We start from the raw sequence: 13119 nt of genomic DNA on the forward strand, positions 1-13119 counted from the left end.
CAGCATGCCAACTGTTTCTACGGTCAGTCTGAGCAGCCAGCCCATCGACCGGGTCTGGCAGGAGGTGCTCGACATCGCCTCGTTCCCGTCCTACATGGACGAAGTGCGCGAAGTGGAGATCCTGCACCAGGAGCAGGACGTGCGCCGAAGCCGGTGGTCGATCCTGCTCAAAGGGTCGATCCTGGAGTGGGAGGAGGAGGAAAGGATCGACACCGAGAATCGTAAAATCACCTTCCACCAGATCGAAGGCGACCTCGCTTACTTCACCGGCTGGTGGCACGTCAGGCAGACCGATCGGGGCGTGTCCACTCAGATGCATGTCGAGTTCGACATCGGCATCCCGTTGCTCGCCGACATGCTCAACCCGGTGGCCGCGCGGGCGCTGGAAGAGAACGCGCAGAAGATACTGTCGCGCATCGATACCCGGGCTGGTTCACCGGCCTGACTCGTCCAGCTTTTCCAGCTGTGGTGCGGCCTCGTCGAGATCGAGCTGGGCCGGCAGGCCAAGCGCGACACGGCCCAGGTATTGCCGGGTGCTGGCGCGGGTCGGCGGGTGGAAGCGGATGGCCTGCGCGTCGCGCCACAACCGTTCCAGTGGCAGGGAACGGGAATAGGCCATCCCGCCACACGCCTCGATGGCGGCCGCGATCGCGTTGGGGACGACCTCCATCGCCTGCTGTTTGACCGCCAGGCACATCGGGAGCAGCGCCTGCGGCGACCCGCCCTGGCCCATCAGTGCGGCCAGGCTGGCGCAAGCCGACTCCAGCGTCAGCAGCGCCCCGGTGTGGTCGCCGATCGCCCCCTGATAGCTGGGCAGCCGGTCGCGGGTCGCCGCAAGGTGGTTGATGCGGCTGCCGGCCAGGGTTGCCCGCGCGGAGTCCATGGCGGCCTGAGCCACGCCGAGATAGCAGGCGGTGCTGGTGAGGCTGAACCAGATGACCCCGGCGGCGAGGATCTCGTCGTCGTCCTGGCCGGCTGGCGCGCGGTAGTAGATAAGCTCGTCGGGCACCAGACAATCGTCGAACCGCACGGTTTCCGACCCGGATCCGCGCATTCCCATGGCGTCCCAGGAGCGTTGCACGGTCAGCCCGGGCGCATCGGTCGGCAGCAGCGCCACCAGAACCTCATCCTCGCCCTCGACCTGCATTTGAAAGCACACCAGATCCGCCTCCGCGGCCAGCGAACACGGCCGCTTCAGCCCGGAGAGCCGGAAACCGCCAGGGGATCGGCGTGCCCGCAGGGTGGACCGGCTCACCGAGCCGCCCAGATGGGGCTCGGCGAACGCTGACGCCACTATCCGGCCCTGGCTCGCGATCGCCTCCAGCAGCAGCCACGACACGTCCGCGCGGCGCTTCCAGTGCTCGACCATCAGGCCTACCGAGAACAGGTGCATGTTGAGCGCGATCGCCAGCGCGGGATCGGCCGCGCCCAGGGCCCGCTGCGCCGCGCAGCACTGGGCCAGCGACGCTCCGCCGCCCAGAAGCTTGACCGGGACGGGCAGTCCCGGCCAGCCGAGCGCGCGCAACACCTCGAGGCTGTCGCGGCAGGGGCGGCCCTCGCTGTCGGCCGTGGCCGCGCCCGCCGCGACCGCGGCCACGGCTTCGGGTGGCAGCAGACCGCTCACGTCGGGCCAGATGGCCTCGAAACAGGCGCTCAGACCGGCCGGCTCGACACGCGGCCGCGTGTCGTCGGAGATCAGTGCTGGTTTCATGATGCCCATCGGCTTAACCCGGCAATCCTTGACCGACCGCCGCGGCGGCCTCGGCTATCGCGCTGGCCAGCAGGTCCAATGCCAGAACGACCTGGGTGGGGGTGGTGATGAGCGAAGGCAGCAGGCGCAGGGTCGTGGGCCGGCTCAGGCACGGCGAGATCAGCAATCCCCGTTGCAGCAGGTTCACCATCACCTCGCCCGCCACCTGGGCGGAGACGAAATCGATGCCCCACAACAACCCCCGGCCGCGAACCTCGGTCACCAGGCCGGGCCGGGTGGCCTGAATCTCGCGCAGGCCTTGTTCCAGCTGCCGCCCGATCCTGATGCCGGACTCGCTCAGCTCCTCCAGAGCCGACAGAGTCGCCTCCACCGCCGCCACACACAGCGGATGACCGGCGAAGGTGGCCGTGTGCAGGAAGGGGTTCTCTGCCAGCGGCCGATAGAAGTCATCTGTGCACAGCATCGCCGACAGCGGTACCACGCCGCCGCCGAGCGCCTTGCCCACAAGCAAAGCGTCGATCGGCAGACCGGCGTCGAGGGCCACCGAACGCGGCCCGCACCGGCGCAACCCGGTCTGGATCTCGTCGGCAATCACCATCGCGCCGTGCCGGCGAGCGTCGGTGCACCATTGCGCCAGCACCTGTGCGTCGATCGGCCTGATTCCGTGCTCGCCCTGGATCGGTTCGAAAACCACCGCGGCCACATCGCCTGCGGCGGCCTCCTTGGCCACCGCGCCGGGATCGTCCGGCCGGATGTGCGAAACGGCCGACAGCGCCTGCGCCGACCCGTGGCGGAACTGCTCGCTGTGGGTCAGCGCCAGCGCGCCCAGCGACTTGCCGTGGTAGCCGCCCTCCACCGCGATGATGCGCGGACGTCCGGTGCCCAGCCGGGCCAGCTTGGTCGCCGCCTCCACGGCGTCGGTGCCGTTGAGGCCGAAGTAGACCCGGGGCAGCGCATCGTCAAAGTAGCCGGAAAGGCGCGCCGCCGCCGACGACAGCGTCGGGTTCCCTAGCGATCGGGTGGCGGTCGGCTGCACGTCCAGTTGCGCCCGCACCGCCTGGAGCACCAGCGGATGCCGGTGACCAATGAGCGCGACCGCGTACGAACCGAAGTCGAGCAGGCGGCGGCCGTCGGAAAGGCTTATCCACACGCCATCCGCGGCCACCTCCACCGCGCCGCGCCCGGCCAGCTTCGCGGCCATCGCCAGCGAGGGTGGCAGATGCCTGCGCATCTGCCGGAAGACCTGTTCCGCCTCAACACCCAGGACAATGTCCGCTGTCATCCCCACGACTCCTTGCCGCGATCCGGCCGCAGCAGCAGCGCACCCGCTGTCCCCGCGGCGAGCGCCACGCCGCCAAGGACGGCGACGCTGGGCCACACCTGACTCAGGCCGCTTCCCTCCACGATGACCTTCTGGCAACCCAGCACCGCCCAGTAGGACGGTGCCGCCGGGGCCAGCGGCTGCAGCCAGGTGGGCAGAAGCGCCACCGGGACAAGGGCTCCGCCCAGCCCGGCGAAGACCAGGGTCAGAATGTTGTTGACGGCGTTGAACTGCGCGACGGTCGGACACAGCGCTGTCACCAGCAGGCTGACGGCGACCACATTGGCCCCGAAGACCGCGAGCACCGCTGCCAGCGCCACGACCGATCCAGCCACGTGCATGCCGAAGACGGCGACGCCCACCGCGAATATCGCGGCCAGCTGGGTGAGGACGAGCAGTAGCGGTACCAGCAGCTTGCCCGCCACCAGAATGGGCACCGGAATCGGCAGGGTGCGCGTGCGCTGCCAGGTGCGCCAGCCGAAGTCGCGGAAGAACGGCAACCCGAACTCGCCGCCCATGAACATCGCGAACATGATGGCAAAGCCGGGCACAGCCTGCTCCGAGCCGTTGCCGCCGTAAAGGCCGGTCAGCTGCAGGATCTGCCGGTAGGTCGGCGTGAGCACGAGCACCAGCACCACCGGCATGACGGTGAGCATGAAGGCCCGCACCAGATCGCGCCGCTGCAGCCGCCACTCGTGGCGGACCACGCAGCCGAGCGTGCCGAATGTCTCAGCCACGAACCAGCTCCTTCTCCGCGGTCACCCGGAAGAAGACATCCTCCAAACTGGACCGATGAACCGTGATCCCGGCGAGGGCGCGCCCCTGCCCGTGCAGACCGGCGATGATGCCGGGCAGCTCGCCGTCGGGATCGGCGACCGGTATCCGCACGCTCGGCGGTGAGCCATCGCTGAAGGCAATCTCCACCGTGGTACCACTGAAATCTCGAACGAGCGAATCGATGTCACCGCATGCGGCCACCCGCCCACGATGGAGGATCACGGTGTAGGCGCCCAGTTGCTCGATCTCGGTCAGATAGTGGGTGGAATAGAGCACAGCGGTGCCGGCCGAGGCAAGCGTGCCAACGTAATCCAGCAGAGCTCGGCGGCTCGGCGGATCCACGCCCACCGTCGGCTCGTCGAGCATCAGCAGGGGAGGGCGGCCGACCATGGCCATCGCGCAGTGCAACCGTCGCTGCTCGCCGCCGGACAGCAAGTGGGCCGGGCGATCGGCAAGCCGATCCAGCCCCATCGCCTCCAGCACCTCTCGCACGGCCAGGCGGCGCTGCCGCCCACCGACCCCGGCCAAAGCGGCCCAGCCCACCAGGTTCTCGGTGACCGTCAGTGGGGGATAGATGGCAAGCTCCTGCGGGGATACCCCCATCATCGCGCTGGTGGCCCTGGCGTTGCCCCGCACGTCGAGGCCACCGACCAGAATGCTGCCCCGGCTCGGTTTGACGAGACCGGCCACGGCATTGACCAAAGTGGACTTTCCGGCGCCGTTGCGGCCCAGCAGCCCGACCACCTGGCCCCGGCCGACTACCAGGGACACCCCGAGCAGCGCTGGATGAGTTCCATAGTGGACCTCGAGGTCGGCTATCTGAAGCATCGACACCTGCGCAGGCTAATCCCGGCTACACGAAGGTGAACCGGAGCGCGAGTCGAGCGCGGCTGGAGCCCGGGTTTAACGCCGCTGGGCGAGATCGTCCAGCCAGTCGCGGCTGGCGCGGCTGACCCGGGCCGGTACCCCAAGGGAGTCAAGCAGTTGCGCCGCCGCCTCCATCTCGTGCGATCGGCGCACGGCGTGGACATGGGAGCCGGTGACCAGCCGCTCGACGGTGGCGGCATTGGCGCGGGTCAGCTCCTCAGCGATGTTGGCGCTGAGCCAGTCATGCAGGCCCGCCGCCTGTGCCGCTTCGAGCGCCTCGACGACGGCCGCTGCGAGACCCTTGAAGAAGACGCTGCGCAACAGTTTGTGGGTGGCGGCCGCGCCCACCGGGCCCTCGATGACCTCCACATTGCCGCCCAGCTGCCGCATGGTGAGCGCGAATCGTTGCGCCGCAGGGCCGCTGACCGTCATCGGGGTGTGCAGCCCGCGCGGCGGCACCGGCGCCATCAACGCGACGTCGGCGACGAGCAGGTGACCGGCGGCGTCCTGGACGGCCTGTTTCACCGCGGGCGCGGCGGTGTTGAGGTCGGCCCAGATGGTGCCCGGGGCGCAGCCGGGCAGGCCCTGGGCGAGGGCGTCCAGGGCGTCGGCCGCGCTGTTGACGCTGAGCACGAGATCCGCGCCCCGGCAGGCCTGTGCGGCGTCGGCGGCGTCACGAACCGCGCCGGTCGCCGTGACCCGCGGGTCGTAGCCGTTGACCACGGCACCGGCCTGGGCGAGCCCGGCGGCGATGAGGCTGCCGGCCTCGCCGAGACCCAGCACGGCGACGGTGGTCACGCCAGCCCGATCTCGTCCAGGTTGTGCAAAGCCTCGATGACGCTGGCGATGTGCTCGCGCATGGCCAGCTCGGCCTCCGCGGCATCGCGTGCCCGGATCGCTTCGATGATGCGCTCGTGCTGGGGCAACGAGATGGCGGGCCGGCCCGGCAGCAGCGACAGCGCGAACTGCCGGCGCACCAGCTGCCCCCGCATGGTCTCGATGAGGGTGTCCGCGGTGCGATGGCCAGCGATGGCGCGGATCAGCGCGTGCAAACGCTGGTTGAGATCGCTGTAGCGGCGGAACTCGCCCGCGGTCACGGCTCTGCGCATCAGCAGCCCGATCTCGTCGAGCTCGATCGCCTGGTCCTCGGTGACCCGGGCGGCCGCCTTGGCCGCGACCAGACCCTCCAGGACCATGCGCACCTCGGTGATCTCGACCGCCTCGGCCAGCGAGATCTTTCGCACGTGGGCGCCTTTGTTGCGCTGAACCTCGACGAGCCCTTCGGCGGCGAGATCCTGCAACGCCGTGCGGACAATGAACCGGCTGACCCCAAGCCGCTCACACAGCGAGGCCTCCACCAGTCTTTCGCCGGGCAGATAGGCGCCATCGAGAATCGCCGCGCGCAGGACATCACGTGCTGTCGCGGACTCTCGGGCCGACTGTGGAGACATCTCCTGTTTCTCGGCGGGCATCTTCTCTCTCGCGGTCAGAGCTGTTGGCAGGCCAAATGTCACCACAGCAGATCATGGGTGTCGAGCGATTGTCAACACTTGTGTGACTGCCATGTTGCGCGTAAGTTGCCGTCTCACTGGTTCTCGTTAGCGAAATTGTTGACAATCGGCTCCCGATAGAGCCGATCGGGAGGTAACCGTGTCTGATCGCACGTTGCTCGTGCTCACCGCGCATCCTGGTGATTTCGTCTGGCGCTGCTCGGGCGCGATCGCGCTTGCCGTGTCGCGCGGCGAACGGGTCGTCATCGGGTGCTTGAGCTACGGCGAGCGCGGCGAGTCGGCATCGTTGTGGCGCAAGGGTTTCGACCTCGACCAGGTCAAGGCGCAGCGCCGTGCCGAGGCGGAGCAGGCCGCCGCTGTGCTGGGTGCGGAGATCCGCTTCTACGATGCCGGCGACTATCCGCTGCAGGAAACGCCTGAGCTGCGTCAACAGCTGATCGCGCTTTATCGCGAGCTGCAGCCTTCGGTGGTACTGACCCACGCCGCCCAGGATCCGTACAACGACGACCACGCGGTGGCCCACGCCATCGCCCTGCGAGCCCGAGTCTTCGCGCAGGCCGCGGGGGTGCAGGCACCGGGCGAGGTGATCGGCGCCCCGCCGGTGTTCTGCTTCGAGCCACATCAGCCCGAACAGTGCGGCTTCCTGCCCAACGTCCTGCTCGACATCACGCCGGTGTGGGACCGAAAGCTCGAAGCCATGCGGATTCTCGCCGCGCAGGCCCACCTGGTCACCTATTACACCGAGCTGGGTCACCGCCGCGGCACCCAGGCGGCACGCAACTCGGGACCCAACCTCGGCCTGCCCACCGAGGTCTTCGCCGAGGCCTACCAGCGGATCTATCCCCAGGTCACGCAGGAGCTGACATGACTGCTCACGTGGTGGTTCGCGACTTTGACCGGGTGGAAAGCTCCATTGTGGACGGCCTTGCCGGTCTTGGTGTCTCGACCGCGCACGAGGCCGACCACAGGCGCGGTGCGCTGGCACCACAGATCCGGCCGATCCAGTCCGGGGCACGGATCGCCGGGACAGCGGTTACGGTCTCCTGCCCACCGGGGGACAACCTGATGATCCATGCCGCGGTGCAGACGTGCCGGGCAGGTGACATTCTCGTCGTCACCACGACCTCGCCCTCGACCGACGGCATGCTCGGCGAGCTGCTGGCCACCTCGCTGCGCGCGCATGGCGTGGTGGGCGTGGTGCTGGACGCCGGAGTCCGCGATGTCGCTGAGCTGCGGGCGATGGCCTTCCCGGTCTGGGCGCGCGCGATCAGTCCACAGGGGACGGTCAAGGCCAGCCCGGGGTCGGTGAACGTTCCCGTGATCTGCGGCGGGCAGCCGGTCAGCCCGGGAGACGTGATCGTCGCCGATGACGATGGGGTGGTCGTGGTACCCCGCACCCGCGCGGCGGCCGTGCTGCAGGCCGGCCGGGCACGGGAATCGGCCGAAGCAGCCAAACGTGAGCGGCTGGCCAGTGGGGAGCTGGGCGTCGACATGTACGGCCTGCGCCCGCTGCTGGCCCAGCTCGGTGTGGTCTACCTCGATCGGCCACCGTCATGAGCCCGCGGCGGGGCATTCCGGTCATGGTGCTGCGGGGAGGAACGTCGAAGGGCGCCTACTTCCTCGCCGACGATCTCCCCGCCGACCCCGGCGAGCGCGACGCGCTGCTGCTGTCGGTGATGGGGTCGCCCGACCCCCGGCAGATCGACGGCATCGGCGGCGGCCATCCGCTGACCAGCAAGGTGGCCGTGATCCGGCGATCGGGCGAGGCTAGCTCCGATGTGGACTATCTGTTCCTTCAGGTTCAGGTCGACGCCGCAGTGGTCAGCGCGGAACAGCCCTGCGGGAACATTCTGGCCGGAGTCGGGCCGTTCGCCATCGAACGCGGTCTGGTGGCGGCGCAGGATCCGGTGACGCCGGTACGGATCCGGATGGTCAACACCGGGGCGCTGGCGATCGCCCACGTTCCCACCCCGCAGGGGCGGGTCAACTACGCGGGCAGGACAGCGTTGGCGGGTGTTCCCGGCACCGCGGCCCGGCAGGTCATCGACTTCCAGGAGACGGCCGGATCCGTTGCGGCTGCGCTGCTTCCGACCGGCAACGCCACCGATGAGGTGTGCGGGCTGCCGGTGACCCTCATCGACAACGGCATGCCTGTCGCCATCGTCGAAGCCGCCCGCCTGGACGTGTCAGGGCACGAGTCGCCGGCCGAGCTGGAGTCGCAAACCGTGCTGCGGCAACGGGTCGAGGCGCTGCGGCTGGAGGCGGGCCGGCGGATGGGGCTGGGCGACGTGGCCGCGACCACGGTGCCGAAGGTGTGCTTGGTGGCAACGCCTGCTGCCGGCGGCAGTCTTGCCACGCGAATGTTCATCCCGCATCGCGTGCACACGGCGATCGGGGTGCTGGCCGCCGTCACCGTCGCCACCGCGGCCGCCCTGCCGGGCAGTGTCGCGGCGCGGATCTGCCAACCGGTGACGGCGGCTGCCGTACCACCCGATGTCATCCGGCTGGAACACCCGACGGGCTGGTTCGACACGGTGGTCTCGCCGGGCGGGGCGGCCGTGGTCAGTACCGCACGGCTGCTGCTGGACGGCGTCGTCTTCGCGCGAGAGGAAGCCCAATGACACGAGACATCGCCCACCTTTCCGCGGTGGAGCTTTTCTCCCCGGTACCAGGCGAAAGCGTCCAATTCTTCGCCGACCTCATGGCGATGGAGGTGGTCGCCCGCAGCGGCGACAGCGTGTACCTGCACTCCTGGGACGACTACGAGCGCTTCACCGTCAAAGTGACCGGGCACCACACCTCGGGCATCGGCCGCACCTGGCTGCGCGCAAGCAGTCCTGAAGCGCTGCAGCGACGGGTTCGGCTCATCGAGCAGGCGGGTCTCGGGGCGGGCTGGAGCGAGGAGGAACCCAACTACGGCCCGGTTTTCCACTTCACCGACCCCGACGGCCATCCCTTCGGGATCTATTGGGAAACAAGGCGATACCAGCCCACGCCGAAGATGAAGCCGTCGCTGAAGAACCAGGCTTCCCGCTTTCCGGGGCGGGGATCCAACGTGCGGCGGCTGGACCACGTCAACTTTCTCGCCTCGGAAATCCCCTCGCACGACCATTTCATGGCCGAGATCCTCGGCGCCCGCAAGAGCGAACAAATCATGTTGGATGACGGCTCCCTCGCCGCCATCTGGTGCACCGTGACCGACAAGTCCTACGACCTCGTCTACACCCAGGACTGGACCAAGACGCGGGGACGGCTGCACCACATCGCCTTCGCCACCGACACCCGCGAAGACATTCTGCGAGCCGCGGATGTCTTCCTAGAAGCCGGAATTCACATCGAGACCGGACCGCACAAACACGCGATCCAGCAGACCTTCTTCCTCTACGTGTGGGAACCCGGCGGCAACCGCATCGAGCTGTGCAACGCCGGGGCGCGCCTGCTGCTCGCCCCCGACCACCAGGTCGTCACCTGGACCCAGGCCGAACGCGCCAAGGGTCAGGCCTGGGGTCTGAAAACCATCGATACCTTCCACACCCACGGCACGCCGCCGATCACCGCTGGTTGACCTACCCCGATGGAGTCCCTCATGATCAGAAGGTTCACGGCCGTCCTCGCCGGCGCCGCAATGCTGTTGTCCGCAGCCGCCTGTGGCGCAAAGGAAACCCCGCCCAGCACGCCGGGCACACCGGACAAGGTGACGGCGGGTGTGGTGGCGATCGTCGACGTCGCACCGATTTACCTTGGCAAGCAAAAAGGTTTCTTCACCGAGCAGAACATCGACCTGACTCTGCAGACCGCTCAGGGCGGGGCCGCGGTGGTACCGGCCGTGGCCGCGGGCACCTACCAATTCGGCTTCAGCAACTCCATCTCGGTCCTGGTGGCGCACACCAACGGCGTGCCCATCAAGGCGATCGCCAGTGGCAACGGCACCACCGGCAACGCCACCGCGGACTTCAGCGGGCTGGTGGTGAAGGATCCGGCCATCACCAGCCCGAAAGCGCTGGTGGGTAAAAAGGTCGCCACCAACACCTTGAAGAACATCGTCGACACTTCGATCAAGGAGCTGGTCAAGCGCGACGGCGGCGATCCCGCGGCGGTAAGCCTGGTCGAGCTGGCGTTCCCGGACATGGTGGGCGCGCTTGACACCAACAAGGTTGACGCGATCTTCGTGGTCGAGCCGTTCCTGTCGGCGGCGAAGGCCAAGGGCTGGAAGGTGATCGGCTCCTTCGCCGCGCTGGACCCGGCGATGTGCGTGGCGCTCTACGTGACCTCGCAGGCCCTCGCGCAAAGCAATCCCGATCTCGTGGCGCGTTTCACCACCGCGATGAAGAAGTCGTTGGCCTACGCGGAATCCCACCCCGACGAGGTCCGCGCCATCCTCGGCAGCTACACCCAGATCGCCGAAAACGTCCGCCAGGGCATGACCCTGCCGAAGTGGCCGGCCGACATCAACCGGGCGTCGCTGGACAAGCTCGCCGACCTGATCGTGGCCAACGGTCTGACCAGCAAGAAGCCTGACGTGGCGGCAGTGGTCTCGTGACCCGGTCACGTCACCTCCCGAGCGGGGCCGGATGCCCGGCGGCCCTGCTCGGGTTGGGCGGGCTCGCCACCTTCGCCCTGCTGCTCGAGGTTCTCCCGCGCGCCGGAGTGCTGCCCGCCGATTACTTCCCACCCGCGAGCCGGATCGCCCTGGCGTTGCTGGACGAGTTCGGGCAGCCCGCCTTCCGGGAAGCGCTCGGCGACACCCTCTTGACCTGGGTCACCAGTCTCGCGATCGCGGTCGGCGCGGGCATAGCAGTCGGCGTCGCGATCGGCTCGACACCCCTGGTGCGCGACCTCACCGCGTCGACCATCGAGTTCCTGCGCCCCATTCCGTCAGTGGCCTTGATTCCAGGGCTCATCGTTTTGCTGGGTACGGGGATGGAGTCCACTCTGGTGATTGCCGTCTACGCCTCGTTCTGGCAGGTGCTCGTACAGGTGCTCTACGGCGTCGCCGATGTCGATCCCGTAGCGCGCGAAACGGCGCACTCGTATCGGCTGAAAGCCAGACACCGAATCCGCTATGTGGTGTGGCCGACCACGCTTCCCTATGTGATGACTGGGATCCGGCTCGCCGCAGCCGTGGCCCTGATCCTCACCATCACCGGCGAGCTGGTCATCGGTACCCCGGGATTGGGAAAGAAGATAGATGTCGCCTACTCCAGCGGCGACGTGCCGTCGATGTACGCATTGATCGCGGTCACCGGTCTCATCGGGGTCCTCGCCAATGTGGTCACCCGGCGGGCTGAGCGCTGGGCGCTGGTCTGGCACCCCTCGGTGCGCGGGGAGAGTCCGGCATGACCTCCGCGCTGCGCCGGGCCGCCGTCTTCTTCGCCCTGCCTATAACGCTATTGGCGATCTGGTGGTTCGCCAGCGCGGGCAGCACCGACTTCCTGATGCCCCCGCTGGCGAAGATCCTGGAGGTCTTCCCGGAGACGTGGTCCCGGCACCGGCTGACCCACGACGTGGCGCCGAGCCTGATCCGCCTCGCTGTCGGCTTCGCCGGCGCGCTGCTGATCGGGATCGGTGCGGGTGTGGTGATTGGCTCCAGCCGCGTGGTGCGTCTTTTCGCCGAGCCGGTACTGGAGTTCCTGCGCGCCATCCCGCCACCGGCCCTCGTGCCGATCTTCATTCTCGTCGCCGGGATCGACAACGTGATGAAGGTGCTGGTCATCATCTCCGGCTGCGTCTGGCCGATCGTGCTCAACACGGTCGAGGGCGTACGCGGCGCGGACCCGGTGCTCGCCGAAACCTGCCGCAGCTATCGCATCGGCGAAATGCTGCGCCTGCGCATGTTCGTGCTGCGCTCGGCGAGCCCCCAGATCGTCACCGGCGCCCGGCAGGCGCTCTCCATCGGCATCATCCTCATGGTGATCAGTGAGATGAAGGCGGCGAGCGAGGGTCTCGGCTTCACCATCCGTGAATTCCAGACCGGGTACCAGTTTCCGCAGATGTGGAGCGGGGTGCTGCTGCTCGGCCTGATCGGGGTGGTGCTGTCGCTGCTTTTCCGGGTCGCCGAGAACCGTGTCCTTGTCTGGTACCACGGTCAGCGCGCGGCCGCTCGCGTCTCCCGCTGACCCCACTGTTGAATCGCTTGGAGGATTGGTGCTCGAGATCCGGGCTCTGCGCAAGGTTTACGAGGGACACGGTCGTCAGGTGGAGGCGTTGCACAACATCACTTTTTCGGTGCGCGCCGGCGAATTCGTCTGTGTGGTCGGCCCGTCGGGTTGCGGCAAAACGACTTTGCTGCGCTGTCTGGGTGGGCTGCTCCCACCTACCTCGGGCGAGGTGACGGTGGCGGGGGCGCCGGTCGCCGGTCCACCGGACGGGCTGGCCATAGTCTTTCAGGAATATGGCCGCAGCCTGTTCCCGTGGCTGCGGGTGGCCGAGAATGTGGCGCTGCCGCTGAAAAGCAAGGGCCTCGGCAAGGCGCAGCGGGCCGCCATAGTCGGCGAGTCGCTGGCCGCGGTCGGGCTAGCCGACGCGGCGGGCGCCTATCCGTGGCAGCTTTCCGGCGGCATGCAACAACGAGTGGCGATCGCGCGAGCCTTGGCGTTCCAGCCCCGCGTGCTGTTGCTCGACGAGCCGTTCGCGGCCGTCGACGCCCAGACGCGAGCCGATCTGGAGGACCTGGTCAGGTCGGTGTGGCAACGGTTCGGCGTGACCCTGCTTTTCGTCACCCACGACATCGACGAGTCGGTCTACCTCGCCGAGCGCGTCATCATCCTCTCGTCCTCGCCGACCGTGGTGGTGGAGGACCTCGCGATCGACCTGCCTGCCGCCCGCGACCAGCTAACCACCCGGGCCGATCCGCGTTTCATCGAGCTGCGCGGTCACGTCTACGCCCAGGTCCAGAAAGCCAAGCGGTCCCACGAATGAAAGCGGGCCGGCTG

Annotated in this window: 15 protein-coding genes; 9 read left to right on the top strand and 6 right to left on the bottom strand. The window is 68.2% G+C overall.

The genetic code is table 11. From position 1 onward, the window contains the following. Positions 1 to 4 precede the first annotated feature (4 nt). Positions 5 to 445, top strand: coding sequence for a type II toxin-antitoxin system RatA family toxin (locus Rhe02_RS14775; protein WP_203908778.1), 441 nt, complete (start codon positions 5 to 7; stop codon positions 443 to 445). Here the strand turns inward: Rhe02_RS14775 and Rhe02_RS14780 are convergent. The 6 genes from Rhe02_RS14780 to Rhe02_RS14805 all read right to left on the bottom strand — a co-directional run bounded on the left by Rhe02_RS14780 (position 434) and on the right by Rhe02_RS14805 (position 6190). Next, positions 434 to 1711 carry an acyl-CoA dehydrogenase family protein gene (locus Rhe02_RS14780; protein ID WP_203908779.1) on the bottom strand — a complete coding sequence of 426 codons (1278 nt, stop codon included), beginning with the start codon at positions 1709 to 1711 and terminating at the stop codon, positions 434 to 436. The two genes, Rhe02_RS14775 and Rhe02_RS14780, sit on opposite strands and share 12 nt — an antisense overlap. 13 nt (positions 1712 to 1724) lie before the next feature. After that, positions 1725 to 2993: an aspartate aminotransferase family protein gene (locus tag Rhe02_RS14785; RefSeq protein ID WP_203908780.1), complete on the bottom strand. Its 1269-nt coding sequence runs from the start codon at positions 2991 to 2993 to the stop codon at positions 1725 to 1727. Next, complete coding sequence (locus Rhe02_RS14790) at positions 2990 to 3769, bottom strand: ABC transporter permease (protein WP_203908781.1); 780 nt, start codon at positions 3767 to 3769, stop codon at positions 2990 to 2992. The genes Rhe02_RS14785 and Rhe02_RS14790 overlap by 4 nt, the downstream gene beginning before the upstream one ends. Further along, positions 3762 to 4637: an ABC transporter ATP-binding protein gene (locus Rhe02_RS14795; protein ID WP_239123835.1), complete on the bottom strand. Its 876-nt coding sequence runs from the start codon at positions 4635 to 4637 to the stop codon at positions 3762 to 3764. The genes Rhe02_RS14790 and Rhe02_RS14795 overlap by 8 nt, the downstream gene beginning before the upstream one ends. Positions 4638 to 4712: 75 nt before the next feature. Continuing rightward, complete coding sequence (locus Rhe02_RS14800; protein WP_203908783.1) at positions 4713 to 5474, bottom strand: NAD(P)-dependent oxidoreductase; 762 nt, start codon at positions 5472 to 5474, stop codon at positions 4713 to 4715. Further along, positions 5471 to 6190: a GntR family transcriptional regulator gene (locus Rhe02_RS14805; RefSeq protein ID WP_239123829.1), complete on the bottom strand. Its 720-nt coding sequence runs from the start codon at positions 6188 to 6190 to the stop codon at positions 5471 to 5473. The genes Rhe02_RS14800 and Rhe02_RS14805 overlap by 4 nt, the downstream gene beginning before the upstream one ends. 136 nt (positions 6191 to 6326) lie before the next feature. Here Rhe02_RS14805 and Rhe02_RS14810 point away from each other — a divergent pair, with 136 nt between their 5' ends. The 8 genes from Rhe02_RS14810 to Rhe02_RS14845 are packed head-to-tail and all read left to right on the top strand — an operon-like array spanning position 6327 to position 13105. Further along, positions 6327 to 7055, top strand: coding sequence for a PIG-L deacetylase family protein (locus tag Rhe02_RS14810; RefSeq protein WP_203908784.1), 729 nt, complete (start codon positions 6327 to 6329; stop codon positions 7053 to 7055). Then, positions 7052 to 7744, top strand: coding sequence for a 4-carboxy-4-hydroxy-2-oxoadipate aldolase/oxaloacetate decarboxylase (locus tag Rhe02_RS14815; protein WP_203908785.1), 693 nt, complete (start codon positions 7052 to 7054; stop codon positions 7742 to 7744). The genes Rhe02_RS14810 and Rhe02_RS14815 overlap by 4 nt, the downstream gene beginning before the upstream one ends. Further along, positions 7741 to 8808: a 4-oxalomesaconate tautomerase gene (locus Rhe02_RS14820; protein ID WP_239123830.1), complete on the top strand. Its 1068-nt coding sequence runs from the start codon at positions 7741 to 7743 to the stop codon at positions 8806 to 8808. Before Rhe02_RS14815 ends, Rhe02_RS14820 begins: the two co-directional genes overlap by 4 nt. Beyond that, the gene (locus tag Rhe02_RS14825) at positions 8805 to 9752 is read left to right on the top strand and encodes a VOC family protein (protein WP_203908786.1); all 948 of its coding nucleotides are present in this window, start codon (positions 8805 to 8807) and stop codon (positions 9750 to 9752) included. The genes Rhe02_RS14820 and Rhe02_RS14825 overlap by 4 nt, the downstream gene beginning before the upstream one ends. Before the next feature lie 21 nt (positions 9753 to 9773). Further along, positions 9774 to 10727 (top strand): ABC transporter substrate-binding protein, encoded by a 954-nt coding sequence (locus Rhe02_RS14830; RefSeq protein WP_239123831.1) that lies wholly within the window; start codon positions 9774 to 9776, stop codon positions 10725 to 10727. After that, a complete protein-coding gene (locus Rhe02_RS14835; RefSeq protein WP_203908787.1) occupies positions 10724 to 11527 on the top strand; it encodes an ABC transporter permease in 804 nt (267 codons plus the stop codon). The genes Rhe02_RS14830 and Rhe02_RS14835 overlap by 4 nt, the downstream gene beginning before the upstream one ends. Next, complete coding sequence (locus Rhe02_RS14840; RefSeq protein WP_203908788.1) at positions 11524 to 12303, top strand: ABC transporter permease; 780 nt, start codon at positions 11524 to 11526, stop codon at positions 12301 to 12303. The genes Rhe02_RS14835 and Rhe02_RS14840 overlap by 4 nt, the downstream gene beginning before the upstream one ends. Before the next feature lie 28 nt (positions 12304 to 12331). After that, the gene (locus tag Rhe02_RS14845; protein ID WP_203908789.1) at positions 12332 to 13105 is read left to right on the top strand and encodes an ABC transporter ATP-binding protein; all 774 of its coding nucleotides are present in this window, start codon (positions 12332 to 12334) and stop codon (positions 13103 to 13105) included. Positions 13106 to 13119: the final 14 nt, after the last annotated feature.

It is taken from the genome of Rhizocola hellebori, from assembly GCF_016862955.1.
GTDB lineage: Bacteria > Actinomycetota > Actinomycetes > Mycobacteriales > Micromonosporaceae > Rhizocola > Rhizocola hellebori.